Source organism: Frateuria flava (assembly GCF_017837635.1).
Classification (GTDB): domain Bacteria; phylum Pseudomonadota; class Gammaproteobacteria; order Xanthomonadales; family Rhodanobacteraceae; genus Frateuria_A; species Frateuria_A flava.
This window is the reverse complement of record NZ_JAGJRS010000003.1, coordinates 15,715-40,083: the sequence shown is the minus strand read 5'-3', so window position 1 is coordinate 40,083 and position 24,369 is coordinate 15,715. Positions and strand designations below refer to the sequence as shown.

Annotated in this window: 21 protein-coding genes and 1 pseudogene; 7 read left to right on the top strand and 15 right to left on the bottom strand. The window is 68.8% G+C overall.

The genetic code is table 11. The annotated features are described in order from the left end of the window. Positions 1-211: 211 nt before the first annotated feature. On the top strand, positions 212-973 hold the full coding sequence (locus J7I44_RS00960) for an enoyl-CoA hydratase/isomerase family protein (protein WP_209614591.1): 762 nt from the start codon (positions 212-214) through the stop codon (positions 971-973). Positions 974-1,061: 88 nt separating this feature from the next. On the opposite strand, the gene J7I44_RS00955 is transcribed toward J7I44_RS00960, so the two are convergent. The 3 genes and pseudogenes from J7I44_RS00955 to bamJ all read right to left on the bottom strand — a co-directional run bounded on the left by J7I44_RS00955 (position 1,062) and on the right by bamJ (position 3,571). After that, the gene (locus tag J7I44_RS00955; protein ID WP_209614590.1) at positions 1,062-1,925 is read right to left on the bottom strand and encodes a sulfurtransferase; all 864 of its coding nucleotides are present in this window, start codon (positions 1,923-1,925) and stop codon (positions 1,062-1,064) included. Next, positions 1,922-2,736: pseudogene (locus J7I44_RS00950) on the bottom strand (CoA pyrophosphatase). Before J7I44_RS00950 ends, J7I44_RS00955 begins: the two are co-directional and overlap by 4 nt. Before the next feature lie 124 nt (positions 2,737-2,860). Further along, complete coding sequence (gene bamJ, locus J7I44_RS00940; protein WP_209614587.1) at positions 2,861-3,571, bottom strand: BamJ family beta-barrel-assembly machinery protein; 711 nt, start codon at positions 3,569-3,571, stop codon at positions 2,861-2,863. Between the two features lie 148 nt (positions 3,572-3,719). Here bamJ and J7I44_RS00935 point away from each other — a divergent pair, with 148 nt between their 5' ends. Further along, positions 3,720-4,502: an enoyl-CoA hydratase-related protein gene (locus J7I44_RS00935; RefSeq protein WP_209614586.1), complete on the top strand. Its 783-nt coding sequence runs from the start codon at positions 3,720-3,722 to the stop codon at positions 4,500-4,502. Between the two features lie 76 nt (positions 4,503-4,578). Here J7I44_RS00935 and J7I44_RS00930 read toward each other — a convergent pair whose 3' ends face one another. The 5 genes from J7I44_RS00930 to J7I44_RS00910 all read right to left on the bottom strand — a co-directional run bounded on the left by J7I44_RS00930 (position 4,579) and on the right by J7I44_RS00910 (position 11,238). Then, positions 4,579-5,493 (bottom strand): DUF1684 domain-containing protein, encoded by a 915-nt coding sequence (locus tag J7I44_RS00930; protein ID WP_209614585.1) that lies wholly within the window; start codon positions 5,491-5,493, stop codon positions 4,579-4,581. A 118-nt stretch (positions 5,494-5,611) separates the two neighbouring features. Beyond that, positions 5,612-7,420: a DNA mismatch repair endonuclease MutL gene (mutL, locus tag J7I44_RS00925; protein ID WP_209614584.1), complete on the bottom strand. Its 1,809-nt coding sequence runs from the start codon at positions 7,418-7,420 to the stop codon at positions 5,612-5,614. A gap of 253 nt (positions 7,421-7,673) precedes the next feature. Next, complete coding sequence (locus J7I44_RS00920) at positions 7,674-9,107, bottom strand: N-acetylmuramoyl-L-alanine amidase (RefSeq protein WP_245187843.1); 1,434 nt, start codon at positions 9,105-9,107, stop codon at positions 7,674-7,676. 191 nt (positions 9,108-9,298) lie between these two features. Then, entirely contained in the window at positions 9,299-9,757 is a 459-nt protein-coding gene (gene tsaE / locus J7I44_RS00915; RefSeq protein WP_209614582.1) for a tRNA (adenosine(37)-N6)-threonylcarbamoyltransferase complex ATPase subunit type 1 TsaE, read from the bottom strand. Continuing rightward, on the bottom strand, positions 9,754-11,238 hold the full coding sequence (locus J7I44_RS00910; protein ID WP_209614581.1) for an NAD(P)H-hydrate dehydratase: 1,485 nt from the start codon (positions 11,236-11,238) through the stop codon (positions 9,754-9,756). Before J7I44_RS00910 ends, tsaE begins: the two co-directional genes overlap by 4 nt. 40 nt (positions 11,239-11,278) lie before the next feature. On the opposite strand from J7I44_RS00910, the gene queG reads away from it, so the two are divergent. Further along, positions 11,279-12,352, top strand: coding sequence for a tRNA epoxyqueuosine(34) reductase QueG (queG, locus tag J7I44_RS00905; RefSeq protein ID WP_209614580.1), 1,074 nt, complete (start codon positions 11,279-11,281; stop codon positions 12,350-12,352). Between the two features lie 66 nt (positions 12,353-12,418). On the opposite strand, the gene pgi is transcribed toward queG, so the two are convergent. From pgi to panD, 3 genes are all read right to left on the bottom strand, one after another. Further along, positions 12,419-14,047, bottom strand: a complete 1,629-nt coding sequence (pgi, locus tag J7I44_RS00900; RefSeq protein ID WP_209614579.1) for a glucose-6-phosphate isomerase — start codon at positions 14,045-14,047, stop codon at positions 12,419-12,421. A 415-nt stretch (positions 14,048-14,462) separates the two neighbouring features. After that, entirely contained in the window at positions 14,463-15,635 is a 1,173-nt protein-coding gene (locus tag J7I44_RS00895) for an IS4 family transposase (RefSeq protein WP_209614578.1), read from the bottom strand. 363 nt (positions 15,636-15,998) lie between these two features. Continuing rightward, positions 15,999-16,385 (bottom strand): aspartate 1-decarboxylase, encoded by a 387-nt coding sequence (gene panD / locus J7I44_RS00890; protein WP_209614577.1) that lies wholly within the window; start codon positions 16,383-16,385, stop codon positions 15,999-16,001. Between the two features lie 279 nt (positions 16,386-16,664). Between panD and metG the strand changes: the two genes are divergently transcribed. Beyond that, positions 16,665-18,752: a methionine--tRNA ligase gene (metG, locus tag J7I44_RS00885; protein WP_209614576.1), complete on the top strand. Its 2,088-nt coding sequence runs from the start codon at positions 16,665-16,667 to the stop codon at positions 18,750-18,752. An 84-nt stretch (positions 18,753-18,836) separates the two neighbouring features. Here metG and J7I44_RS00880 read toward each other — a convergent pair whose 3' ends face one another. Next, complete coding sequence (locus J7I44_RS00880) at positions 18,837-19,130, bottom strand: hypothetical protein (protein WP_209614575.1); 294 nt, start codon at positions 19,128-19,130, stop codon at positions 18,837-18,839. 77 nt (positions 19,131-19,207) lie between these two features. Here J7I44_RS00880 and J7I44_RS00875 point away from each other — a divergent pair, with 77 nt between their 5' ends. Both J7I44_RS00875 and nth read left to right on the top strand, forming a co-directional pair. Next, complete coding sequence (locus J7I44_RS00875) at positions 19,208-19,825, top strand: RnfABCDGE type electron transport complex subunit B (RefSeq protein WP_209614574.1); 618 nt, start codon at positions 19,208-19,210, stop codon at positions 19,823-19,825. Further along, positions 19,822-20,460 carry an endonuclease III gene (gene nth / locus J7I44_RS00870; protein WP_209614573.1) on the top strand — a complete coding sequence of 213 codons (639 nt, stop codon included), beginning with the start codon at positions 19,822-19,824 and terminating at the stop codon, positions 20,458-20,460. Before J7I44_RS00875 ends, nth begins: the two co-directional genes overlap by 4 nt. A gap of 244 nt (positions 20,461-20,704) precedes the next feature. Here the strand turns inward: nth and J7I44_RS00865 are convergent, their stop codons facing one another. The 3 genes from J7I44_RS00865 to J7I44_RS00855 all read right to left on the bottom strand — a co-directional run bounded on the left by J7I44_RS00865 (position 20,705) and on the right by J7I44_RS00855 (position 23,481). Continuing rightward, complete coding sequence (locus J7I44_RS00865) at positions 20,705-21,481, bottom strand: sulfite exporter TauE/SafE family protein (RefSeq protein ID WP_342451860.1); 777 nt, start codon at positions 21,479-21,481, stop codon at positions 20,705-20,707. Positions 21,482-21,532: 51 nt separating this feature from the next. After that, the gene (locus J7I44_RS00860; RefSeq protein ID WP_209614571.1) at positions 21,533-21,958 is read right to left on the bottom strand and encodes a protein tyrosine phosphatase family protein; all 426 of its coding nucleotides are present in this window, start codon (positions 21,956-21,958) and stop codon (positions 21,533-21,535) included. 272 nt (positions 21,959-22,230) lie between these two features. After that, on the bottom strand, positions 22,231-23,481 hold the full coding sequence (locus J7I44_RS00855; RefSeq protein ID WP_209614570.1) for a porin: 1,251 nt from the start codon (positions 23,479-23,481) through the stop codon (positions 22,231-22,233). Positions 23,482-23,673: 192 nt separating this feature from the next. On the opposite strand from J7I44_RS00855, the gene rnt reads away from it, so the two are divergent. After that, positions 23,674-24,333, top strand: a complete 660-nt coding sequence (rnt, locus tag J7I44_RS00850) for a ribonuclease T (protein WP_209614569.1) — start codon at positions 23,674-23,676, stop codon at positions 24,331-24,333. Positions 24,334-24,369 lie beyond the last annotated feature (36 nt).

Genomic DNA, 24,369 nt, shown 5'->3' with positions numbered 1-24,369 from the left:
CACGGGCTGCTCGCCTGGTCTATGCAGCGTGCGGGGGAAGGCTCGATCACGGGCTGCTCGCCTGTCCTACACAGCGTGCGGGGGAAGGCTCGATCACGGGCTGCCGTCCACTGGTCCTTCCCCCGCTCGGCGGGGGAAGGTGCCCGAAGGGCGGATAGGGGCAAACTTGCGACAATCCCACCCGCTTGCGCCGACGACCAAGGAATCCTCCATGCTCGACATCCTTCCGCACGACGGCGACATCGCCGAGATCCGCCTGGCCCGCCCGCCGGTCAACGCGTTGAACATGGACCTCATCGCCGCACTGCGCGATGCCCTCGCCCAGGCGCCACGCGACGGCGCGCGCGGGCTGGTGCTTTCCGGCGCCCAGGGTTTGTTCTCCGCCGGCGTGGACGTGCCCGAACTGCTCCAGCGCGACCGCGCCGGCGTTCGCGCCTACTGGCGCGCGCTGTTCGACCTGTGCGCGGACCTTGCACACCTGCCTGTCCCCGCCGTGGCGGCGATTACCGGCCACAGCCCGGCGGGCGGTGCCGTGCTGGCCTTGTTCTGCGACTACCGCGTGATGGCGCAGGGCCCCTTCCGCATCGGCCTGAACGAAGTGCAGGTGGGCCTGATGGTGCCCGACTGCATCCAGCTCGCCCTGCGCCGCGTGGTCGGCACCTACCGCGCCGAACGGCTGCTAGTCGCCGGCGCCATGATCGAGGCCGAGCAGGCGCTGGCCTGTGGCTTCGTGGACGAGCTGACCGGCGTGGACCAGGTGGTCACCCGCGCGGTGCACTGGCTCACCGAACTGCTGGCGCTGCCCCGCCACGCCATGCTGGCCACGCGCGAACTGGCCCGCGCCGACCTGCGTGAGGCGTGGAAGGATGTCGATGCGCTGCCCATGGACAGCTTTCTCGAGGCGTTCTTCAACAGCGAGACGCAGGCGACCCTGCACGGGCTGGTGGCACGCCTGAAAGCCAAAAGCAGCTGAAGCCGCTTCGTCCTGCAGGAGCCCACGGGGCTTCTGCAGGATCCGCGGAGGGCCAGGCCGCAGCCGGCAATCGCGTACGCCGAGCGGATCAGCCGGTGGCGATCGGCCGCGACGGGTCGCTCACCCAGCCGCTCCACGACGGCGCGTAGAGCCGCGAGCCGTGCAGGCCCGCGTGTTCCATCGCCAGCAGGTTGTGGCAGGCGGTGACGCCCGAGCCACACATGTGCACGACCTTCTGCGGCGGCGTGTCGCCCAGCACCGCCGCGAACTCCTCGCGCAAACGCGCCGGTGACTTGAACCGGCCGCCGGCGTCGAGGTTGTCGGCAAAGGGGCGATTGAGCGCGCCCGGGACGTGGCCGGCAGCGCGGTCCAGCGGTTCGGTCTCGCCGCGATAGCGAGCGGCGGCGCGGGCATCCACCAGCACCGGCCTGGGATCGGCATGCAGGGTTGCGTGGTCGGTGATCGCCTGCTCGGGATCGAAGTGCAGGCCGACCTGGCTGGGCGCGCGTTCCACGGTGCCGCTTTCCACCGGCAAGCCGGCTCCGCGCCAGGCCGCAAAACCGCCATCGAGTACCGCCACCTCACGCACGCCCGCCAGCCGCAGCAGCCACCAGAGCCGGGCGGCCGCCAGCGCGCTGCTGCCGGCATCGTAGGCCACGACCTGCAGGCCCGGACGCCAGCCCCAGCGCCCGAGCACGGCGGAAAACGCCTGTTCCAGCGGCAGCGGATGACGCCCCAGCCCCTGCCCCTTGCGGTCAAGGTCGGACAGGTCATGTTCCAGGCTGGCATGCACCGCGCCAGGGATGTGCGATTCGCGGTACTCGCGCTCGGGCTTGTCCGGATCGGCCGCGCCGGCGCCTGCGGGATCTGCCCGGCAGTCGACGATCAACACCTCATCCGGAGGCAGCGCAGCCAGCGTGGCCGCGTCGATGAGCGTGGTATGCAGGCTCATGCGTCTTCCATCCTTTCGAGCAGGTTGAGCAGCATCGCGGCGGTAGCGCCCCAGATGCGGTGGCCGCCGTGGACGAATTCGACCATCGGCCGCCGATGCCCGCGGTAGTCCATCACATAGCGTTTGAGGTTCGCCGGTTCAAGGAAGAACGCGAACGGCACTTCGAAAACCTCGGCTACCTCCGCCGGCGTCGGGTAGAGCACGGCGCGCTCGTTGATGCGCGCCACCACCGGGGTGACGCAGTAGCCGCTGATCGTCTCGAAGCAGTCGAGGAAGCCCAGCGGTTGCACCAGCGCGCGCTCCAGCCCGATTTCCTCTTCGCTTTCGCGCAGGGCGGTGTCGATCGCATTCACGTCCTCCGGGTCCTGCCGGCCACCCGGAAACGCCACCTGCCCCGCGTGCGACTGCAGGTGGGCGGTGCGCACGGTGAGGACCAGTCGCGGCTGTACGCCTTCGCGCACGCCGATGAGGACCGCCGCAGGACGCCTGGGCGCCTCACCGAGGAGGTCAGCCATCTGCGCGTGGTTCCATCCCGGTGCCGCCGGCGGATCGGAAAGCGAACGCAGGGCCTGTGGCAACCCATCCAGCAGCCGCTCGACCGATCGCTTCGGCGCGCCGTCCATCACGCCCTCGCGCGTGCGGGCAGGATCTCGCGCATGTAATGCAGGCGCTCGGCGTCGTCCATGGTTCGCCAGCGCGCGATTTCCTCGCCGCTGCGCAGGCAGCCCTCGCACCAGCCGCGCGCGTCCAGCCGGCAAAGGCCGATGCAGGGCGTGAGTGGCGTGGCGGGGGCGATGGGGTCGTGCGGCATTCGTGCGATTTTAGCCGATGCGCGCGGGCGTGGCTGTGCGAACGACCGCGGCATGCGCTTCGATTTCAACCACGCGCCTGCGCCTGGCAGGAACGGTCTGGCCCACCGTTCGCGGGGGCTTCGCCTACTGTGCGATGTCGAGCAGTTCGATCTCGAACACCAGCGCCTCGTTGGGCCCGATGCGCGGCAGCTGGCCGCGTTCGCCGTAAGCCAGCTGCGGCGGGATCACCACCTTCCAGCGATCGCCCACATGCATGCGCGGGATCACGTCCTGCCAGCCGGGGATGACCTTGTCGACCTGGAAGGTGACCGGCGCGCCGTGAGCCCACGAACTGTCGAACTCGGTACCGTCCACCAGCATGCCGCGGTAGTTCACCGTCACCGTGCTGGTGACCCGGGGGCGTTGCGTGCCCTTGCCCGACGCGATCACCGCGTACTGGATGCCCGAAGGCAATTGGACCACGCCCGGGCGCTTGCGGTTCTGCGCCATGTAGTCGGCGCTCTTGCGCGCATTGGCCTGAGCGATGTGTTTGAACTCGGCCACGGCGTTGGCGTGCATCTGTTGCTCCAGTCGCTGGAGCTGGGCATGCATGTCCTGCATCGAGACGGCTGGATGGCGCTTGGCGTACGCGTCGGTTATGGCCTTCTGCACGGTAGCCAGATCCACGTCTGGCTCGCCGCCGGCGAACTGGCTGCCAATCTGGTAGCCGATCGCGTAGGACAGCTTGTGCTTGTCCAGCTTGATCTGCGAGGTCGGCGCGCCGGCGCGGTCCTGCGCATGCGCGACGCTTCCCAGCAGCAGCATGCCAAGCGCCAACCCACCCAGTCGTGTCATGCCTGCCTCCAACGTCGACGGTACCGACATGCTATGCGCATTGGCGACGCCATGCAGCGCCGCGACCGGCGTGTGCTTCGAACCCGCACAGCCGCAAAGGTTCCCGCGTTACCATGCGCGTTTTCTCCTCGCCATCGGAGCGCTTGACATGGCCTATCGCAATCTGGAAATCGCCAACCGCGGCGCGGTGCGCGTGATCACCGTCAACCGCCCGGACAAGCTCAACGCGCTCAACCGCGATACGCTCAACGAGCTGACCCTCGCCTTCACCCAGGCCGCGCAGGACGACGCGGTGCGGGCGGTGGTGCTCACCGGCGCGGGCGAGAAGGCCTTCGTGGCCGGCGCCGACATCGCCGAGATGAACGGCTATACGCCGGTGCAGGCGCAGTCGTTCTCGCGCACGGGGCAACGCCTGATGAGCACGATTGAGCGCCTGGGCAAACCGGTGATCGCACGCATCCAGGGCTTCGCGCTCGGCGGTGGCATGGAGCTGGCGATGGCCTGCCATCTGCGCGTGGCCAGCGAGAAGGCCAAGTTCGGCCAGCCGGAAATCAACCTGGGCCTGATCCCCGGCTTCGGCGGCACCCAGCGCCTGCTGCGCCTGGCCGGCCGCAGCGCTGCGCTGGAACTGTGCCTGACCGGCGCGCCGATCGGTGCGCAACGGGCCTACGAGTTGGGGCTGGTCAATCGCGTGGTGGCGCCCGAGGCGCTGGACGAAGCGGTCCACACCTTGGCTGACCAGTTGGCCGCCGCCGCGCCACTGGCCGCCGCGGGCATCCTCGATGCGATCCTGCTGGGCGGCGAAACGGCGCTGGATCAGGGCCTCGAATTCGAAACGCAGGGCTTTGCCTTGGCCTTCGCCACCGAGGACATGCGCGAAGGCACCCAGGCGTTCCTGGAAAAGCGCAAGGCCGCGTTCAAGGGTCGCTGAAACCTTGCTGTAGGAGCGCACCCTGTGCGCGACCGTGCATCGGGTCGCGCACAGGGTGCGCTCCTACAGGGGGACGCTAGTGTCCGCCGCGGTACTTCTTTTCGCCGGCGGTCACGGCCAGGTCCAGCCGGTTCTCCGGCGGCGCCAACGGACACGTCGCGAATGGCGTGAACGCACACGGCGGGTTGTAGGCCTTGTTGAAGTCCAGCTCCACCTTGCCTGGCTGCGACAACCCGCCCTTGGGCAAGGCTGCGTAGAAGAAGCGCGCGGCACCGTAGGTTTCCTTGCCCGAGGTGCGGTCGGCGATCACGAAGAACAGCTCGCCGCCCGGCTCCTCCTGGTAGGGCATCAGCTCGAAGGTGTGGCCGTCGCGCTGGAATACCGCCTTGCCCGGCACGTCGACCGCCTCGATGGTGCCGATCACTGACCCGATCTCGAGCTTGTGGCCAGGCGCGAACGGCACCCAGTCGGCCTCGATGCGCCAGGATGGGTCGATCGGAAAATAGTCGATGCCCGCGAAGCGCGCGCGGGTCGGCGCGTCCGGGTCCTTCACGCGCAGCGCCCTGCGGCCGTCGCGATCGATCACGTAGAAGCTCGCGCTGCCGAAACGCACGAGCGTGGGACCGGTAGCGCCGGCGTGCATGTCATCGACCAGCGTTGCCTCCGCCACCGGCTTGCCGTCGACGGTGGCACCGGCGTCCTTGTCCAGCGCGATGCGCGCAGTGCCGTCCTGGCCGAGGGTCACCGTGCCCAGGTGAGCGGCGCCGGTAGCCAACACGATGTCGTTGTCGGCAGCGCTGCCGATGCGATTGGCACCCTCGTGCAGCCACTCCAGCCCGATCAGGCTCAGCCAGCCGTCCGGCGCGGTCAGCCGTGCGACGCGGTCGGCCCGCCACTGCTCGATCTGGCGGGTGTACGGATCGGTATCGGCGGCGTGCACGGCAACGGCTCCCAGGGTGATGGCGGCGAGGAACAGGCTGGCGCGAAGCATGGGGCTCTCCAGCGTGGGGGATCGCGATCGAGTATAGACGAGCCTGCCCAGGCTCCCGGGAGCGCACCTGTGCGCGACCAGGACATGGCGCTTGCGCGCAACCTGCGCTGCTGCGGAATCAGCGACCGCGCAGGAACAGCCGGTCGAGCTCGCCCAGCGACAGCTGCACCCAGGTCGGCCGGCCATGGTTGCATTGGCCCGAGCGCTCGGTCGCCTCCATCTCGCGCAACAACGCGTTCATCTCGGGCAGCGTCAGCCGACGCCCGGCTCGCACGGAACCGTGGCAGGCCATGGTCGAGAGCAGCTCATTCTCCAGTTCCTGCAGGCGGCGCGAACTGCCGTGCTGGGCCAGTTCCGCCAGCACGTCGGTGACGAGCTGGTTGACGTCCGCGCCCTCCAGCAACGCGGGGATCCGCCGCACCACCACGGTGGACGGGCCGCTGCGCGAAAGCTCCAGGCCCCACGCGGCCAGCGCCTCCGCGTGCTCCTCGGCGGCGGCCGCCTCCTTCGCGCTCATCGACAGATTGAGCGGCACCAGCAGCATCTGCGAGCGCAGGTTGCTGCAGGCGCGGGCGGCCTTGAGCTTCTCGTAGGTGATGCGCTCGTGCGCCGCGTGCATGTCCACCAGCACCAGGCCGTGCGCATTCTCGGCCAGGATGTAGATGCTCTTGAGCTGGGCGATGGCGAAGCCCAGCGGCGGCGCCTCGCGCTCGTCCGCCTCGGGCATGGCCATCGGCACGCCAGCACCCATCGGTACCCCGGGCTCGCCGAGCAGCGTCGCGTAGTCGGCCAGCGGCTCGTCACGCAGGCCAAGGCTGAGCCGGCTCTGGGCGAACTGCGCAGGGCGCGAACCGCCGGGACTGCCGTAGGCGTAGGCCGGTGTCGGCGGGAGCGGCGATTCGTGCACCGGCGGCACGGCCAGTCCCGCCCGCGTCTGCGCCAGCGCCTCGTGCAGGCTGCGGAACAGGAAGTCGTGCACCAGCCGCTGCTCGCGAAAACGCACCTCGTGCTTGGCCGGATGCACGTTGACGTCGACGCCGGCCGGATCGAGTTCCAGGTACAGCACGAAAGCCGGATGCCGACCGTGGAACAGCACGTCCGCATAGGCCTGGCGCACGGCGTGGGCCACCACGCGGTCGCGCACCAGCCGTCCGTTGACGTAGAAGTACTGCCCGTCGGCCTGCGCGCGCGACGCGGTCGGCAACCCGACCCAGCCGGAGAGCTGCATGCCCGCCGCGGCGTGGTCGATGTGCAGACTCTGCGCCGGGAATCCCTCGCCGAGCACCTCGGCCACGCGCGCCAGCGCCGAGGGCTGGTCCGGGCAGGCCCTGAACAGGCGCAGCGGCTTGCCGTTGTGGCTCAGGCGGAATTCCACCGAGCGACGCGCCAGCGAGAGCGACTTCAGCAGGTCATCGATGTGCGCAAGCTCGGTGCGCTCGGCACGCAGGAATTTCCGCCGCGCCGGCACGTTGAAGAACAGGTCGCGCACCTCGACGCTGGTCCCGGCCGGGTGTTGCGCCGGACGCACCGGCTGCATGCGCCCGCCATCCACTTCAAGGCGGAATGCGCTGTCGGCATCACGCAACCGGGAGGTCAGCGCGAAACGCGCCACCGAGGCGACGGAGGCCAGCGCTTCGCCGCGAAAACCCATGCTGGCGACGTGTTCGAGGTCGTCGAAACTGCCGATCTTGCTGGTCGCATGCGAGGCCACCGCCAGCGGCAGGTCGTCCGGGCCGATGCCACCGCCGTCATCGCGCACGCGGATCAGCCGCGCGCCCCCCTGCTCGATGTCCACCTCGATGCGGGTGGCGCCGGCGTCGAGGCTGTTCTCGACCAGTTCCTTGACCACCGAGGACGGGCGCTCGATCACCTCGCCGGCGGCGATCTGGTTGATGAGGTCGGGGGGAAGCTGGCGGATGACGGGCATCGGGCAAGCTTAAAGCGTGCGGCAGGCAATGCCCAACGATCCTGCCCGGCGGGCACGCAAACTCGTGGATGCAGGCCATCGAGCGTTCCTGCCTGCGGGGGAAGGTGCCCGAAGGGCGGATGGGGGTTGCCGGACGCGCAGTCGCTCGCCAGAGCTCAAATGCAAATGGGGACCGAGGCCAGGTCATACCCATCCGCCTGTCGGCACCTTCCCCTTGGCGCGGGGAAGGCTCGCGAAGGCGGGCGGTGGAAAATCAACCGGCGGGAATCGCCAGCACCGCGCCGGCCTGCACGGTGTCGCTGTTCATGCGGTTGGCGCTCTTGAGCGCGTTCACGCTGACGCCGTACTGGCGCGCGATGCTGCCCAGGCTCTCGCCGCGCGCGACCCGGTGCAGGTCGCGCACGTTGGCATCGGCGCGCGTGTCCGCCACGGTCGCGGCGGGCTTGCTGGCGGACGCCAGGATGCCGCTGCGACGCATCGCCTGCGCGGCAAACCAGGTGCCCGGGGGCGGGGTCGCCTCGAAATAGTTGCGCACGCCACCCATCACCGCCTCGGCCAGCTGGCGCTGGTGCGCCGGATCGCGCAGCTTGCGCTCCTCGGCCGGGTTGCTGATGAAAGCGGTCTCGACCAGGATCGAAGGCACGTCCGGCGAGCGCAGCACCACGAAGTTGGCATGTTCGACGTGGCCGCGGTGGGTCGGGCCCAGCCTGGCCAGCGCCTTGAGCACGTTGCCGGCGATCGCCTCGCTGGCCTGGATGGCGTAGCCCTGCTGCAGGTCCAGCAGGACCGCGGCGAGGCTGTCGTCCTTGTCGTCCAGCGAGACACCGCCGATCAGGTCGGCGCGGTTTTCGCGGTCGGCCAGCCAGCGCGCCGCCTCGGAGGTCTTGCCGCGCGGCGACAGCACCCACACCGAGGAGCCCTTGGCGTCGCTGCTGGTGAAGGCATCGGCGTGGACGGAGACGAACATGTCCGCGTTCTGCTCGCGGGCGATCTGGTAGCGACGCTTGAGCGGGATGAAATAGTCGCCGTCGCGGGTCAGCACCGCCTTCATGCCCGGCTGGCGGTTGATCTCGGCGGCCAGGGCGCGCGCCACGGCAAGCGTGACGTCCTTTTCCTGCGTGCCGCTGGGCCCGTGCGAACCGGGATCCTTGCCGCCGTGCCCGGCATCGACCGCAACGATCACCTTGCGCTCGCCACCGAGCAGCGCGGCAGCCTGCCTGGCGCCCTTGCCCACGCTGGACGTGGGCTTGACGCTGGCCAGCACGCCGGGCGTGGGGGCGTCGGGCGTGCGGGCGTCTGCCGCATCCGCGATAGCTCCGGCCTTGCCGGGGTAGAGATCCAGCACCAGGCGATAGCCGTGTTCGCCCGCGGGCTTGAGCAGGAAGCTCTTCGGCTGGGCACCCGCGGCGGCATGCGCCACCAGGTGCAATTCGCCAGTGGAAGCGCGGCTGTCCAGACCCTTGTAGAGGCCCTGCGCCGCCGGCGCGTCGAAGCCGCGCGCCAGATCGCCACCGGAAAGCTCCAGCTCGATGGTGTCGCCGTCACGGCGCAGCTTGTAGTCCACCGGGCCAGACAGGTCGAACACCACGCGGGTGTACTCGGGGCCCGCCCAGACGCGCGCACCCTGCACGTCGGCCGCTTGCGCCGGGCGCAACGGCAGCGCGGCGGCAAGGGCCACCAGAGCCATTCCTCCCAGGCGCGCGAACGTACGTGTCATGGCGCCGCATTGAAACGCAGCAAAAACGCGATTGCAAGCGTTTTTCCCTTGGATATCCATAACCTGCGTTGCTTTTGTCATGCAAACCCAAGGTACGGAACCGAGCCGCGCTTTCTCGACGCGAACGCGTCATAGCGTGTTTTTGCTTACGGAACCGTAACTTAGCTTTCGCCAAGACGTTCCAGCACAACGCTGCCGCGGTCGCTACGCGGGTCCGCGCGTGCGCGCCGCCCATCGCCGGCGTGTTCCAGTTCGAGCACCAGGTCCGGTGCCGGCAAGGCGCCGCTGCCCCGCTCGGGCCATTCGACCAGCACCAGCGCGGCCGGATCGCCCAGGGCGTCCAGCCCGAGCCATTCCAGTTCCCCTGGATCGGCGATGCGGTAGAGGTCCAGGTGCCAGGCCGTGAGCTCGCCGGCGCGGTAGGACTCCACCAGGCTGTAGGTGGGGCTCTTGACCCGTTCGCCCACGCCAAGCGCGGTGAGCAGCGCGCGGGCAAAGCTGGTCTTGCCGGCACCCAGGTCGCCATGCAGGTAGATCACCAGCCCCCCGTCGACCGCCGCGGCGAAGCGTTGGGCCAGCGCCGCGGTGGCGGTTTCATCCGGGAGAGTCCAGTAGCTCATGCATCCAGTCCGTTCAGAAGGCTGCGCAGCGGGGCGAGCAGGTCGCTGGCGAGCAGGCCGCGCTCACCGTCGCGGGCGGCCAGGTCGCCGGCACGGGCATGCAGGCCCACGCCCAGGCGGGCAGCATCCCGGGCGCTGCAGCCTTGCGCCAGCAAGGCCGCGACCAGGCCCGTCAGCAGGTCCCCCATGCCGCCCGAGGCCATGCCTGGGTTGCCCCAGGGACAGACGTCCAGACGGCCGTCCGCGTCAGCGATCAGCGACCCGGCGCCCTTGAGCACCGCCAACGTGCCGAAGCGTTGCGCAAGCCCGCGCACGGCGGCGAACCGGTCCCGCTCGACGTCGTCAACGGAACACCCCAGCAGTCGCGCAGCCTCGCCCGGGTGCGGCGTGATCACCACCTGCCGCGCGGGATCGAAACGCCGCGGCTCGGCCGCCAGCAGGTTGAGACCGTCGGCATCGAGCACCAGCGCCAGCGCGCTGTCCAGGGCGGTCAGCCAGAGCGCGTGCCCCCAGGCGCCTCGCCCCAGGCCCGGGCCGACCGCCAGCACGGTCGCACGCTCGAGCAAGGGTTCCAGCGCCTGGGGACCGTCGACCGCATGCGCCATCAGCTCGGGGCGGGCCGCGTTGAGCGCGACCAGCTGTTCGGCCTGCGTCGCCACGCTGACCAGGCCTGCGCCGCCGCGAAGGGCAGCCTCCCCACACAGGCGGATCGCGCCCGCGGTGCCGTGGTCGCCGCCGATCGCGAGCACGTGGCCGTTGCGGCCCTTGTGCGCATCGCGCGGGCGTGGCGGCAACACCGCCGCTTCGAGCAGGTACGCATCGGGCGCTTCCTGCCACAGGCTTTCGGGCAGGCCGAGGGTGGCCAGCTCGACGCGTCCGGTATGCGCGCTGGCCTGGCCGGTGTGCAGGCCACGCTTGGCCGCGATGAAGCTGACCGTGAGGCTGGCGCGGATCGCCACGCCCGGGCAGTGACCGGTATCGGCGTTCAGGCCGGAGGGCACGTCCAGCGCCAGGATGGGCTTGCCTCCGCTATTGAGTCGCTCGATCAGCGCGGCTGCCGCTGGCTGGGGCGGACGGTTCAGGCCGGTTCCATAGAGCGCGTCGACGTGCACGTCCGCTTCGAGCAACGGTGACGTGCCGTCCCAGCGACGGACCGGTACGCCAGCCTGCTCGCAGGCGGTCCGGGCGCGGGCGGCGTCCCCTTCGCCCGCGGCCTCGGCCAGGGCCAGCACGTCGGCGGCCAGGCCGGCCTCGTGCGCCAGCAGCGCGAGCAGATAGCCGTCGCCGCCATTGTTGCCGGGCCCGCAATAGACCGCGATGCGTTGCGCCTGCGGCCAATGCCGGCGGAGGCTGGCGAACGCCGCGGCCGCCGCGCGGCGCATGAGTTCGTAGCCGGGGATGCCCAGCACATCGATCGCACGCCGATCCAGCGCGCGCACCTGGGCGACGGTGTACAGGGCGTGGCGATGTGGCGCGGTCATCGGACGATTATAGGTGCGGGCCCGCACTTACAATGGGCGCATGTCCGTCGTTCCCTCCCCCGACCATGCCGCGCTTGCCCGCGAGATCAAACAGTGGGCCCGCGAGCTGGGGTTTGCGCAAACCGCGATCAGCGGCATCGAGCTGGGTGAGGACGAGTCCCACCTGGAACGCTGGCTCGGCGACGGCCTGCACGGCGAGATGGACTACATGGCCCGCCACGGCACCCGCCGCAGCCGGCCTGCCGAGCTGGAGCCGGGCACGCTGCGGGTGATTTCCGTACGCATGGACTACCGCGCGCCGGGTACCCGGCACGCCTGGGACGTCATCAACGACGGCGAGGCCGGCTACGTCGCCCGCTACGCGCTGGGCCGCGACTACCACAAGCTGATGCGCAACCGGTTGCAGAAGCTGGCCGAGCGCATCCGCGCGGCGATCGGTGACTTCGGCTACAGGGCGTACGTGGATTCAGCGCCGGTGCTGGAGAAGGCGCTGGCGCGCAACGCCGGCCTGGGCTGGATCGGCAAGCACACCGTGCTCATCAACAAGGATGCCGGCTCGTACTTTTTCCTCGGCGAGCTCTACACCGACCTGCCGCTACCGATCGACGCACCTGCCACGGCGCACTGCGGCACCTGCACGCGCTGCATCGACGTCTGCCCCACCCAGGCGATCCTGGGTCCCTACCGGCTCGACGCGCGCCGCTGCATTTCTTACCTCACGATCGAACTGAAAGGGTCGATCCCCGAGGATCTGCGTGCGCCCATGGGCAACCGCATCTTCGGTTGCGACGATTGCCAGCTGGTGTGCCCCTGGAACAAGTTCGCGCAGGACGCCACGGAGCCGGACTTCGCGCCGCGGCACAGCCTGGACGGCGCGAAGCTGGTGGAGCTGTTCGCGTGGAGCGAGGAGGAATTCCTGCGCCGCACCGAGGGCATGGCGATCCGCCGCACCGGCTACGAGGGCTGGCTGCGCAACGTCGCTGTGGCATTGGGCAATGCGCCCTCGACGGTTGAGGTGGTCGCCGCACTTCGTGCGCGTGAACGCGACGCCTCCCAGATCGTCCGCGAGCATGTCGCCTGGGCGTTGGCCCGGCACGGCGAGCAGCCCTTGTAGGGCGTGCTTCAGCCGATTGCTCCGACGAGCGACAAGCGCCGGGCGGAGGAAGCCCACCCTGCGCCGCTAGGTGCGACGCTCGTGGATGGCGCCGATCAGCGCGCACGTGGCCGCATCCAGCGGCGGCACGTCGGACTGCTCGCCACGCAACGCCGGCAGGATCTGCCGCGCGATGCTCTTGCCCAGCTCCACGCCCCATTGGTCGAACGCGTTGATGCCCCACAGGTGGCCGAGCAGGAACACCTTGTGCTCGTACAGCGCGATCAGCGCACCCAGGCTCTCGGGGGTGAGCGCATCGAGCAGGACCACGGAACTCGGGCGGTCGCCCGGGAACGTGCGCTGGGCCGCCAGCGTCGGGCCGCCAGCGGGGTTCTCGGCCAGCGCCTCCTCGGTGGTCTTGCCCAGCGCCAGCGCGGCCGCCTGCGCGAGCAGGTTGGACAGCAGCGCATCGTGGTTGCCGTGCAGCGGGTGCGCGGGGTTGACGATGCCGATCAGGTCCAGCGGCACCACCTCGGTGCCCTGGTGCAACGCCTGGAAGTAGGCGTGCTGCGCGTTGGTGCCGACGCTGCCCCAGACCACCGGAACGGTCGGCTGGCCGACCGGCTGGCCTTGCGGCGTCACCGACTTGCCCAGGCTCTCCATTTCCAGCTGCTGCAGGTAGCTCGGCAGGTCGCCGAGCAGGTCCGCGTAAGGCACCACGCCGCGCGTCGGGTAGCCGAGCACGTCGCGGTTCCATATCTCGACGAGCGCCAGCAGCGCCGGCAGGTTTTCCTGCCAGGGCGCGCTGCGGAAGTGGTCATCCATCCGCGCGCCACCGGCCAGCACGGCGCGGAAGCCCTGCGTGCCGATCGCCAGGGCCAGCGACAGCCCGACCGCCGACCACAGCGAGTAGCGCCCGCCGACGAAGTCCCACATCGGGAAGATCTGCTTCAGCGGCACGCCCCAGCTGCCCGCGACCTCCGTGTTGGCGCTGACCGCCAGGAAATGCCGCGCCACCTCGCGCTCGTCGCCGTTGCAGGCCTCCAGGATCCAGCCGCGCAGCACGTTGCCGTTGAGCAGGGTTTCCTGCGTGGTGAAGGTCTTGGAAACTATGACCACCAGCGTGGTCTTCGGATCGAGGCGGGTGATCAGGTCGTAGGCCGCCTGGCCGTCGACGTTGGTAAGGAAATGGCTGCGCACTTTCGGCGTGCGGAAGGGCGCGAGCGCGGCAACGGCAAGCCGGGGCCCCAGGTCCGAACCGCCGATGCCGATGTTGACGATATCGGTGACCGTGTCGGGTAGCCCCAGGGCCGCCTGCTGGCCGCCATGGATGGCGTCGACCAGCTGCCCAATGCGCTCGAGCGTCGCCTCGATCTCGCGGCGAGCCCCGGCCGGTGCCGGCGAGGGCATGGACGAGGCGCCCGCACGCAGAGCCGTATGCAGCACCGCGCGGTCCTCGGAGGTGTTGATCGGCTCGCCGGCGAACATAGCGTCGCGCGCCGCTTCCCAGCTGCTCGCTTCCAGCTGCGCACCCAGCGCATCGAGCGCCCGCATGTCCAGCTTCTGCCGGCTGAGGTCGAGCAGCAGCGGGCCGGCGCGGTGGCGCAGGCGCGCGCCGCGGGCCGCATCGGCGATCAGCGTGCGCAGGTGGGTCTGCGAAAGGCGGCGGGCGTGGTCGGCGAACAGCGAAGCGTACGTCGGGACGTTGGCGGGCATGGGCGGACGCGCTGGCGAGGGAAGCCTTGCATCTTAAGCCGGGCGCGCGTGAGGAACACGTCGGGTGGCATGACGCGGTCGAAGCCTGCTGCGCGATCGTGGGGATGGCCGCCGACAGAGGGGGCTTCCCGCACGATGTTCGGGCGAGCCTTTCGCAAGGCCTCCTCCATCCGCCCTTCGGGCAGCCTTCCCCCCGTAAACGGGGGAAGGATCACGGCGCACCACGGACGCGGAGAAATGCCGACACGTGGGAGGCATCATGCGCACTGGAGCCTTCCCCCGCGAACGCGGGGGAAGGTGCCGACAGGCGGATGGGGGCGCTTTTGGGCGCGATGTTCGGGCGAGCCTTTCACAAGGCCTCCCCCATCCGCCCTCCGGGCACCTTCCCCCGTGAACGGCACTACTGTCCGGGGAATCAAGTAAACAGCCTCCCCTGGAGTTGCTCAGAGGCCCTTCGCCGCTGCATCCATCGTCGGTGGACGGTCGAGTCGGTCGTGGGCCGCTGGAACAAGGTGGCGCGTAGCTCGGCCAGCACCATCCACAGGCTGGCGAGCGAGCCGTTGAGCTGGCGGTAGATGGCCAGCAGCAGGTAGGCGATCAGGGCACACAGGATCTGGATCTTCACCGCGTTCTGGCTGCGGCCGTAGAACTGGGTGATCTTCAGGTGTTGCTTGAGCCACTTGAACAACAGCTCGATGCCCCAGCGCTCCTTGTAGTGTTGAGCCAAGACCCGGGCGGGCGCGTCCAGATCATTGCTCGCCAGCACCAGGGGCGTGCTGTGGTTCGGCCGGGCCACGGTGATCCGTCGCAAGGGCGCACGGTAGCCGTGATCGCGTTGCTTGCCGCGCTTGCGCGGCGCGAAGTGGACCTCTTCATCGGCCAGGATGACGTCCTGGTCCGCCGCACTGACGGGCCGCTGGTGCAGCTGCACCAGCGCGACGTTGCGCTTGAAGCGGGTCACGAAGCGAGCGCCCGCCGCGTCGATGGCGGCCCACCAGCCGAAATCGCAGTAACCCTTGTCGAACACGTAGGTGGCGCCCGTCTCGATGGGTAGCGACTTGCCGTAGGTGATGTCGTTGACGTTGGCTGCGCTGAAGGCGCACTGCAGCGGCTTCGCCCCAGGCTGGGCGATCAGCAGGTGCAACTTCAGTCCCTGGGTGCGCTGGGTACGGTTGGCCTGCGTCCAGGCGTCGAAGTGTCGCCCGGCAAGCGGGATCGGCGTGGAGTCGAGCAGGTACAGCAAGGCCTGCCCCTCCCGGCGCAGCGTGCGGTGCGCTTGCGCCATCAGCGCCTGCGCCACCGCTTCAAAAGGCGCCATTGAGCGCTTGGCGTTGGCATCGGCCAGGGTCGAACGGCGTAGCGGGCCGGTCCCCAAGTGGTAGTGCTGGTGGGTCTGGCTGTTGTAGGTGCGCTCGAGCGTGCGCAGGCTGGTGGCGCCGCTCAAGTGGCCCACGACCATCGCCGTCAGATGATTCCAGCCACTGAAGCACTTGTGGTAACGCTCCGCTCCACTGGCCTGAACCGCCCGGTCGAATACACCCCGCGGCACACCCTTCATCACGCTTCCCAACCGGCTTATGCTGAACACGTTGCGGCACCTGTGGATTTGAGTTGGCGCTCAGGGTTCTAGACCCTTCCATCAGGTGCCGCAACGCTTTTCGTCCGCGGGGCGGATGTTTCTCCAGACAGTAGTGCCGTAAACGGGGGAAGGATCACGGCGCACCGCCGACGCGGAGAAATGCCCGACACGTGGGAGGCATCATGCACACTCGAGCCTTCCCCCGCGAACGCGGGGGAAGGTGCCGACAGGCGGATGGGGGCGCTTTGGGCGCGATGTTTGGGCGAGCCTTTCGCAGGGCCGCCCCCATCCGCCTTCGCGCACCTTCCCCCGTAAACGGGGGGAGATCACGGCACGTCCAGGGCATTCCGCGGACGCGGAGGGAGGATCCGGTCAGGCCGCGGCCATCTGCTTGGGAATGGAGCGGTTGGTGTGGCTGATGCGGTTGTCCGCATCCACGTACACCAGCGTGGGCTGGAACTTCTCCAGCTCGGCCTCGCTGAGCCCGACGAAGGCGGCGATGATGATCAGGTCGCCAGCCTGCGCGCTGCGCGCGGCGCTGCCGTTGACCGAGATGATCCCCGAACCTTCCTCGGCACGCAGCGCGTAGGTCACGAAGCGCTGCCCGCTGTTGATGTTCCACGCGTGGATCTGCTCGTACTCGCGGATGCCCGAGGCATCCAGCAGCAGGCCGTCGATCGCGATCGACCCCTCGTAGTGCAGCTCCGCGTGGGTCACGGTGGCACGGTGGATCTTGGCCTTGAGCATGTTCAGGTGCATGACAGATGTGGTTCCGGCAGGAACAGCCTGCGTGCGCCAATTATCGAACCCCTGACGCTGCGCCGCAACATCGAGCCTCGCCCTCCCGCTCCGGAAGCCGTTCCCGCGTAAGCGGGAGTCCGTTTGCCGCAATGGCTCGAAGGGCAGATGGATTCCCGCTCTCGCGGGACTGACGCCGGCGAGAACGCTCACCAGGAGACTGCCGTTCGGCCATCCAAACACCCGACCACCGGGCGCCCCCATGCCATAATGCGGGATTCCGTGGAAACGCCGCCCGCCATGACCCGCCGCCTGCTTGTCACCAACGCCCTGCCCTACGCCAACGGCCCGCTGCACATGGGCCACCTGCTGGGCTACATCCAGGCCGACATCTGGGTGCGGGCGCAGCGCATGGCGGGCAACGAGGTGGTGTACGTCTGCGCGGACGACGCCCACGGCACGCCGATCATGCTCGCTGCGCAGAAGGCCGGCATGACGCCGGAGGCGTTCATCGAAGGCATCCGCGCCGGTCACGAGGCGGATTTCGCCGGCTTCGGCGTGCACTTCGACCACTATCACTCGACCCACTCGGACGAGAACCGCGAGCTGGCGACACTGATCTACACCCGCCTGCGCGACGGCGGCTTCATCGCGCGCCGCGACATCAAGCAGCTGTTCGATCCGGAAAAGGAGATGTTCCTGCCGGACCGCTACATCAAGGGCACCTGCCCGCGCTGCGGCACGAGCGACCAGTACGGTGACAACTGCGAGAACTGCGGCGCCACCTATGCGCCGACCGACCTGATCGAGCCTTATTCGGTGGTTTCCGGCGCCGCGCCGGTGCTGCGCGATTCGGAACACTACTTCTTCGAGCTGTCGAAGTTCGAGGCGCTGCTGCGCGACTGGTTCGCCGGCCGCTACACCGGCGGCCAGCCGGTGGCCAACGCTGGCGTGGCGGCGAAGCTGCGTGAGTGGCTGGATGGCGGCCTGAAGGACTGGGACATCTCCCGCGACGCGCCCTACTTCGGCTTCCCGATTCCCGATGCGCCCGGCAAGTTCTTCTACGTCTGGCTGGACGCGCCGGTCGGCTACCTGGCGAGTTTCAAGGCGCTGTGCGACAAGCGCGGGCTGAAGTTCGACGACTTCCTCGCGCCGTCCAGCCGCGCCGAGATGCACCACTTCATCGGCAAGGACATCATCAATTTCCATGGCCTGTTCTGGCCGGCCATGCTGCACGGCGCGGGATTCCGTACGCCCACCGCGCTGCACGTCAACGGCTACCTGACCGTCAACGGCGCGAAGATGTCCAAGTCCCGCGGCACCTTCATCCAGGCACGCACCTACCTGGACTCGGGCCTCAACCCGGAGTTCCTGCGCTACTACTTCGCCAGCATGCTGGACGACGCGCCGGTGGACGTGGACCTGGACCTGAAGGCCTTCGAGGAGCGCGTGAACTCGCACCTGGTCGGCAAGTGGGTGAACATCGCCAGTCGCACCGCGGGCTTCGTGCACAAGTTCTTCGACGGGCGCCTGGGTGCGCGCTTCGGCGCCACCGAACAGGCGCTGTGGAATACGCTGCTGGAGCACTACGACGGCATCGACGCGCTGTACGACGCGGGCGATTTCGCCGAGGTCACCCGCCGCTTCGTGCTGATGGCGGACCTGGTCAACGGGCACATCGCCGCTACCGCGCCCTGGACCATGGCCAAGGACGCCTCGCGCCGCGAGGAGCTGCACCAGGTGTGCTCGTTCGCGCTCGCCGCCTTCCGCCTGCTTGCCGGCCTCCTCAAGCCGATCCTGCCGACGACCGTCGCCGCGGCCGAGGCTTTCCTGCAGGCGCCGATTGCCGACTTCGACGATGCCCGCGCGGAACTGCACAGCCACGCGATCGGCCCGTTCGAGCCGCTGCTCGCGCGCATCGACCCGAAGCGCATCGAGGCGATGGTCGAGGCCTCCAGAGAATCGCTCGCGCCGGCTCCGGCCGCCGCGCCCAAGTCAACCAGGGAAACCCGCAAGCCCATGACCGAACCCGCTGCACCGGCCACCGACACGCCGGCCACCATCGCCATCGACGACTTCGCCAAACTGGACCTGCGTATCGGCAAAGTCACTGCCTGCGAGTTCGTCGAAGGCTCGGACAAGCTGCTGCGCTTCGAGCTGGACGCCGGTCCGCTTGGGACGCGGCAGATCTTCTCGGGCATCCGTGCCGCCTACGGCGAGCCGGAGAAGCTGGTCGGGCGCAACGTGGTGTTCATCGCCAATCTGGCGCCGCGCAAGATGCGCTTCGGGCTGTCCGAGGGGATGATCCTGTCGGCCGGCGACGGCGGCAGCGACCTGTTCCTGCTGGATGCCGATCCGGGCGCGAAGCCCGGTGCCACCGTCCGCTGACGTCGCTTTTCGTAGGAGCCCGCTTGCGGGCGATGCGACTTCATTCCCGAGCATCGCCCGCAAGCGGCTCCTGCAAAGAACTCGTCAGCGCGCGTAGGTGACGAAAAATCCGACCAGATCGCCGTTCTCGTTGTACGCCGACAGGTCCACCACGTGATAGCCGCGCGCAGCGTACTCGGCGTGCGATTCGGTCAGCTTCTTCGCCATGTGGTTCTTGCGGAAGCCCAGCGTGGCATCGACGAATACCGTGACGGTATCGCCCTGCACGCTTTCGGCCCGGGCGGGCGAGGCGTGGGTGAGCAAGAGCGTGCCGGTCATGCCGATGGCGGCAGCCAGCAGCAGCGAGGCGGCGCGCAGGGAAGGACGAAAACGGGTCATGTGAAGCTCCAGCCGACTTGCGGGACAATAGAGCGCTGATTATGCCGATGCCTGCCCGGCAACGCGCCCGGAACACCATGAACGACGTCACCGATCTGGCCACCCGCATCGATGCCCTGCTGCCGCAAACCCAGTGCGAGCAGTGCGGCTTCCACGGCTGTCGTCCCTACGCCGAGGCGATGGCGCGCGGCGACGCGCCGATCAACCGCTGCCCGCCCGGTGGGGCGGCCGGCATCGCGAAGCTTGCGGCACTACTGGGCACGCCCGTGCTGCCGCTCGATCCGGCACACGGCGTGGAGAAGCCGCGCACGCTCGCGCGCATCGTCGAGGCCGACTGCATCGGCTGCACCAAGTGCATCCAGGCCTGTCCGGTCGATGCCATCGTTGGCGCGGCGAAGCTGATGCATACGGTGGTGCCCGATCAGTGCTCCGGTTGCGAGCTGTGCGTACCGGCCTGCCCGGTCGACTGCATCGTGCTCGAACCCATGCCGCTGGCACAGGTGGACGACCCGGCCCACGCGGAGGCCTGCCGCACGCACTTCCAGCGCCGCGAAGTACGCTTGGCCCGGGAACGGGACGAGCGCGAGGCCGAACTGGCCGCGCGCAAGGCAGCGGTCGACACACCCGCCACTCCGCAGAACCCGGTACTGGCGGCACTCGCCCGCGCCCGCGCCAAGCAGGGCTCCCGGGCATGAAGCGCGCCGACGTCGTCGAGCTGTTCACCCGCCTGCGCGAGCTCAACCCGCACCCGACCACCGAGCTGGAATACCGCACGCCGTTCGAGCTGCTGGTCGCGGTCGTGCTCTCGGCGCAGGCCACCGACGTGGGCGTCAACAAGGCCACCCGCAAGCTTTACCCGAAGGCCAACACACCCCAGGCTATCCTGGCGCTGGGCGAGGAAGGCCTGAAGCGCTACATCAGTACGATCGGGCTGTACAACGCCAAGGCGAAGAACGTGATCGCGCTGTGCCGGCTCCTCGTTGAGCAGCACGGCGGCGAGGTGCCGCGCACGCGCGAAGCGCTCGAAGCGCTGCCAGGTGTCGGCCGAAAGACCGCCAACGTGGTCCTCAACACCGCCTTCGGCGAACCGACCATCGCGGTGGACACGCACATCTTCCGCGTCTCCAACCGCACCGGCCTGGCGCCCGGCAAGGACGTCCGGGCGGTCGAGGACAAGCTGGAAAAGGTGGTACCGGCCGAGTTCAAGAAGGACGCCCACCACTGGCTGATCCTTCACGGCCGCTACGTGTGCAAGGCGCGCAAGCCCGACTGCCCGATCTGCCCGATCCGCGATCTGTGTCGGTACAAGCACAAGACGCTTCCGGCGTAGGCGGGGCTCCTCGCAAGGCTTCCCCCATCCGCCCTTCGGGCACCTTCCCCCGTCAACGGGGGAAGGATCCAGGGCGCAGGCCCGCGCTTGCCAACCTTTCCCCTGCGAGATCGAAAGGAACAAAGTCGCGACGCCACATTCCCGAGCCTTCCTCCGCGAACGCGGGGGAAGGTGCGACAGGCGGATGGGGGCGCCTTCAGACGCGATGGCCCGCACCTCGGTGGGCGTAGGCGCGAGCAGCCGCTCAAGCCCCGTGGGTCAGCGACCGGTAGAGCATGTAGATCGCCACCACCACGATCACGCCGGCGAAAACCAGGTTGAGCGCGCCGCGCGTGCCGGCCAGGCGGCGCGCGCCCAGGGCGCCCAGCCAGCCGCCGATCACGCCGCCGCCGATGAATTCGGCCGCGACACGCCAGTCGACCAGGCCCGAGGCCGCGTAGTTGCCCGCGGTAGTCGCGGCAAAGGTTCCGACGGAAAACAGTGAGGTGCCGATCGCGTTGATGATCTCCATGCCGCTGGCGAACATCAGTCCGGGCACGATCAGGAAGCCGCCGCCGATCCCGAAGAAGCCGGCCAGCCCGCCCGCACCGATGCCGACCGCGCCCAGCCGCGGCAAGGTGTTGGGCAACGGATAGCGGCCCCCTGCCCCGCCGCGCCGCCCGCGCAACATCAGGAACGCCACCACCAGCATCAGCAGCGCGAACAGCGCCAACAGGCGATGGCCGTCCATCGCCTTGCCCGCGCTCGATCCCAGCCAAGCACCGAGCACGCCGGCCGCGGCGAACACGAACGCCGCGCGCCAGCGCACGTGCCCCGCCCGCGCATGGGGCACCAGGTTGGCGAAGGCATTGGCGGACACCGCCACCGCGCTGGTGCCGATGGCCACGTGCGGGTCGCGCACGCCGACGACGTAAAGCAGCAGCGGCGTGGCCAGGATCGACCCGCCGCCGCCGATCAACGCGAGCGAAAACCCCACGACCGAACCGCACAGCAGCGCCAGCAACTCGCCGACTCCCGGCACCAGCGTCACGCGCGCCCCCGCCAACAGGACAGGTGGTCCACCCGCATCGGCTCAGGCATGCCGCATCGCCCGCAGCCGCGGCGCAAGCGCGGCGATGTCGTAGCCGGCCTCGCCCGCGGCTTTCACGATCGCTTCGGCTTCGCCCTCACGGGCCGCCTGCAGCGCCCATAGCGTCGTCGAACGCGTGCCGGTGCGGCAGAAGGCAAGCACCGGCGCGGGCATCTCCTGCAGCGCCTGCGCCATCGCATCGATGACGTCGGGGTCGTACCGTCCAGGCACGACCGGAATGTCCCGGTAGGCAAGGCCGTGCGCGGCGGCGGCCTGGGCCATCTCCGAGCTGGAAGGCTGATCGTCCACCTCACCGTCCGGGCGGTTGTTGATCACGCTGCGGAAGCCGGCCGCTTCAAGGTCGGCCATTTCGCCGGGCAGTATCTGCGGCGACACGCTGACCTGGTCGGTGAGCTTGCGGATGTGCATGGAGACCTCCTGGCGATCCAAGGGCAGCGCGACGATAGCAGCACGGTCCCGCCTGCTCCATGCCCCTGTGTGGCGGCAGTTTCGACGCGCCGTGCGTATTCGTTCGGACACGGGAGCGGTCACGCGACGGCCAAAAAATAACGGCGGGCTTGCGGCCCGCCGTTGTCCCTCCCTGGGTAGAACTCCCTTCCGATAACTACTCCTTGACACGCGGCTAATGATCCACGCGCCGCGTGAAGGTTTGTTCAAGAGCGCGCAAACGCAGCGTCCGCCTAGAACGCGACCTCGCCGAACACGCCGATTTCGTTGGTCTTGACGTTTTGTACATGCGGCGGCACCGGAGTGGTGACCGAGCGCTCGGCCTTTTCGTGCTTCCATACCGCGGCCAGCTTGAACCCCTTGGTCACCTGGTACTGCAGGCCGAGGTTGTAATAGACGTCCCTGGCGCCGTCGTCCAGGTCCTTGCTCAGTTTGGCGTTGTCGTAGCGGGCAAACAGGGCGACCTCATCGGTGAGCGCAACCGAGCCCCACAGCGAGTAGCCGTCGGCCTTGTCCTCGACAGGGCTCAGCACGAGGTTGCCCCAGTTCTTCGCGGTGAAGTACTCGGCGCCCACGCGCACCTTCTTGTCCGCGTAGGCGACCATCAGGTCGCCGCGCTGGGCAGTCTGGGGCGCATCGATGCTCTCGGTCTCCTTGCCGAGGTGACCGCTGTAGCCGCCGACGGCAACGATCATGCCTTCGAACGGCACGAAGCCCACGCGGCCCTCGATGTCCACGCCCTTGCTGCGGCCGGGGTTCTTGTAGCCGCCGCCGTTGACCACGGACACCGCGTAGTTGGCGACCTTGCTGGCGCCCAGGTCACCGAACAGGTGCAAGCCCCAGTCGGCCGAGTTGGCGTACTTCAGGCGGTCGGTCAGGGTGTTCTCGACGTAGCGGAAGCCGTAGTAGCTCTCCACGAAGGGAATCCACGGCATGTCCGCCGAACCGATGCGCAGCACGGCCGCGGGGTCGAACTTGCCCTGCACGTAGGCCTTCTTGACGAAAAGGTTGGTTTCGCCATCGCTGCTGACATAGTTGAAATCGGTGGTGAGGTTGGCCGACCAGACATCGTTGAACTTGTGGTCCACGCCCAGGTAGAAGCGCTTGACGCCCAGGCCCGTGCCCGAGGCGTCGGTCTTGCCGGTGTCGCTGTTCTTCTGGTCGATGTTCGAGAAGTCGAAATACATCTTGCCGGAGAACGTGGTGTCGGCCAGAGCCTTGTCCAGCGAGGGCGCCGCGGCCTGCGACTTCTGCAGTGCCTCGATGTTCTGGCCGGTGCTCACGTTGATGTCGGACTGCGCATCAGTGCGCTGTTCCAGCTCGTCCATCTTCGCCTGCAGGGCCGCCAGCTGGGCCTTGAGCTGCTCGACCTCCGCACTGCGCGCAGGGGACTGCGCATCCTGCGGGGCCGGTGCCGCATGCACGCCGGCGCCTGCCAGGCCCAAACTGGCGGCGATCGCCACCACGAGCATCTTCGAACGCATGTGTCTCTCCACTGTTGGTAGGAACCCCTCGACCGCCCCCTTCGATCCGGATGGCCAAGCTGGGATGGGCAGCAGGATGCGTCGCTTCGTTTACGGTTCCATGCCGGTTGCGTGACAGAACGAAGACACCAGGCATCAGCGTGCAGACGCGGACTTCGCGAGCCCCCCACCGGGCGCTGATATGCTTCGTCGATGGAATACGTAAGCAACAGCATGGCCGCCCGCATGTGCCAGCGGTTCCGCGGCTTCATGCCGGTGATCGTGGACGTGGAAACCGGCGGCTTCGACGCCGAGCACGACGCATTGCTGGAGATCGCCGTGGTCACTCTGGCGATGGACGCCGAGGGTTACCTGCGCCCGCGCGCGCCGGTGTTTACGCACGTGGAGCCCTTCCCCGGCGCCCGCATCGACCCGCGCTCGCTGGAGATCACCGGCATCGACCCGGACAACCCGTTGCGCGGCGCGCTGTCGGAACGGCAGGCGCTGGACCACGTGTTCAATCCGGTGCGCCAGGCCATGCGCGAGAGCGAGTGCCAGCGCGCCGTGCTGGTCGGCCACAACGCGGCCTTCGACCTGGCGTTCCTCAACGCCGCCGTGCGCCGCTGCGGACACAAGCGCAACCCCTTCCATCCGTTCAGCTGTTTCGACACGGCGACCTTGAGCGGCCTGGCCTACGGACAGACCGTGCTCAGCAAGGCGGTGCAGGCGGCCGGCCACGAGTTCGACGGGCGCGAGGCGCATTCGGCCGTCTACGATGCCGAGCGCACGGCAGAGCTGTTCTGCTCGATCGTCAACCGCTGGCGGCGGCTGGAAACCCTCGAGCGCGACCAGGTCGGGCTGACCCTGATCTGATCGTTTCATGACAGTCGGATGCGGCCTGTCATCACG

Excerpts from the sequence above, each read along its gene's own strand:
- J7I44_RS00960 (WP_209614591.1), top strand. The coding sequence starts at position 212 with ATGCTCGACATCCTTCCGCACGACGGCGACATCGCCGAGATCCGCCTG.
- J7I44_RS00955 (WP_209614590.1), bottom strand. The coding sequence starts at position 1,925 with ATGAGCCTGCATACCACGCTCATCGACGCGGCCACGCTGGCTGCGCTG.
- bamJ (WP_209614587.1), bottom strand. The coding sequence starts at position 3,571 with ATGACACGACTGGGTGGGTTGGCGCTTGGCATGCTGCTGCTGGGAAGC.
- J7I44_RS00935 (WP_209614586.1), top strand. The coding sequence starts at position 3,720 with ATGGCCTATCGCAATCTGGAAATCGCCAACCGCGGCGCGGTGCGCGTG.
- J7I44_RS00930 (WP_209614585.1), bottom strand. The coding sequence starts at position 5,493 with ATGCTTCGCGCCAGCCTGTTCCTCGCCGCCATCACCCTGGGAGCCGTT.
- mutL (WP_209614584.1), bottom strand. The coding sequence starts at position 7,420 with ATGCCCGTCATCCGCCAGCTTCCCCCCGACCTCATCAACCAGATCGCC.
- J7I44_RS00920 (WP_245187843.1), bottom strand. The coding sequence starts at position 9,107 with ATGGCTCTGGTGGCCCTTGCCGCCGCGCTGCCGTTGCGCCCGGCGCAA.
- tsaE (WP_209614582.1), bottom strand. The coding sequence starts at position 9,757 with ATGAGCTACTGGACTCTCCCGGATGAAACCGCCACCGCGGCGCTGGCC.
- J7I44_RS00910 (WP_209614581.1), bottom strand. The coding sequence starts at position 11,238 with ATGACCGCGCCACATCGCCACGCCCTGTACACCGTCGCCCAGGTGCGC.
- queG (WP_209614580.1), top strand. The coding sequence starts at position 11,279 with ATGTCCGTCGTTCCCTCCCCCGACCATGCCGCGCTTGCCCGCGAGATC.
- pgi (WP_209614579.1), bottom strand. The coding sequence starts at position 14,047 with ATGCCCGCCAACGTCCCGACGTACGCTTCGCTGTTCGCCGACCACGCC.
- panD (WP_209614577.1), bottom strand. The coding sequence starts at position 16,385 with ATGCACCTGAACATGCTCAAGGCCAAGATCCACCGTGCCACCGTGACC.
- metG (WP_209614576.1), top strand. The coding sequence starts at position 16,665 with ATGACCCGCCGCCTGCTTGTCACCAACGCCCTGCCCTACGCCAACGGC.
- J7I44_RS00880 (WP_209614575.1), bottom strand. The coding sequence starts at position 19,130 with ATGACCCGTTTTCGTCCTTCCCTGCGCGCCGCCTCGCTGCTGCTGGCT.
- J7I44_RS00875 (WP_209614574.1), top strand. The coding sequence starts at position 19,208 with ATGAACGACGTCACCGATCTGGCCACCCGCATCGATGCCCTGCTGCCG.
- nth (WP_209614573.1), top strand. The coding sequence starts at position 19,822 with ATGAAGCGCGCCGACGTCGTCGAGCTGTTCACCCGCCTGCGCGAGCTC.
- J7I44_RS00860 (WP_209614571.1), bottom strand. The coding sequence starts at position 21,958 with ATGCACATCCGCAAGCTCACCGACCAGGTCAGCGTGTCGCCGCAGATA.
- J7I44_RS00855 (WP_209614570.1), bottom strand. The coding sequence starts at position 23,481 with ATGCGTTCGAAGATGCTCGTGGTGGCGATCGCCGCCAGTTTGGGCCTG.
- rnt (WP_209614569.1), top strand. The coding sequence starts at position 23,674 with ATGGAATACGTAAGCAACAGCATGGCCGCCCGCATGTGCCAGCGGTTC.